This is a genomic window from Hydrogenimonas sp., assembly GCF_029933015.1.
GTDB lineage: Bacteria > Campylobacterota > Campylobacteria > Campylobacterales > Hydrogenimonadaceae > Hydrogenimonas.
The window spans coordinates 1-1,076 of the sequence record NZ_JAOZOZ010000051.1 but is presented as its reverse complement, the minus strand read 5'-3'; the positions used below and the strand labels follow the sequence as shown (position 1 = coordinate 1,076).

The 1,076-nt window shown below is 62.0% G+C and carries 1 protein-coding gene; it reads left to right on the top strand.

All coding sequences use genetic code 11. The features are described 5' to 3' along the window. Positions 1–1,076 (top strand): DEAD/DEAH box helicase (locus tag Q1K23_RS05025; protein WP_300362964.1); only part of this gene is annotated, 1,076 nt, incomplete at both ends.

The following is a 1,076-nucleotide window of genomic DNA, read 5'->3' as shown; positions in this document are numbered from 1 at the left end:
AAAGGCGGGATTCTCCTCGCTTCTGGAGCTCGCCGTCCATACACCCGCCTCCTATCTCGATACCCGGATTTCATCCGAGCTGAGGATCGGGGAGGTTCACACCTTCGAGGCGGAGGTTCTCTCCACCGCTTCACCGCCGGGGCGGTTCGTCGCCACGGTACGGACGCCTCTGACCACCCAGCCTCTGGAGATCACCGTTTTCCACCCCAAACCCTACCATCGCGCACTTTTCAAACCGGGCATGCGCCATTTTCTGCAGGGGAAGATCGAGCGTTTCGGATCGAAGCTCCAGGTGGTCAACCCGAAAAAGATTTCCAGAACCGGAGAGATCGTGCCCCAGTACCGATGCCGTCTGCGCCAGGATCTGCACAGGCGTATCGTCGAGTCTCTCGTCACCCCGGCCAACCTGATGGGCGAGGGGCTGGACAGGGAGAGGGCGGAGCTGATCGTCCGGGCGCACCGGCCCGACGAGAGATGGCTTCGGCTCTACCGAAAGCATGGAGGCCTGGGGCCGAAAACTCTCGAATCGCTCAAGTTCGCCGAAGCCCTCGACTATTTCAAAAGGATGCGGGGCAAACGGAGGGACTTTCCCGCGATAAAACGGCTGGAAGGGGATATCGCCCCCTTTCTGCGGAAGCTCCCCTTCGAGCTGACGGCGGGGCAGAGGAAAGCGATCGAAGATATCCGGCGCGATTTGGCTTCGGAGCATGCGGCCCGTCGCATGATCGTGGGGGACGTGGGTTCGGGAAAGACGATGGTGATTCTGGCCGCCGCCATGACGGCGTGGCCGCAAAAGGCGATCCTGATGGCCCCCACATCGATCCTGGCCCGTCAGCTCTACGAAGAGGCCATCAAGTGGCTGCCCGAATACGTGAAGGTGGCGCTGGTGACCCAAAACCGCGAAGAGGGAAACCCGCAGGAGGCCCATTTCATCGTCGGTACCCATGCGCTGCTCTATCGGGATCTCCCCGAAGCCCCGCTGGTGATGGTGGACGAGCAGCACCGTTTCGGGACCGAACAGAGGAAGCGGCTGGAAGCCGCGGTGAACGGGGGGATCGGGAATCGGGAAGCGGGAA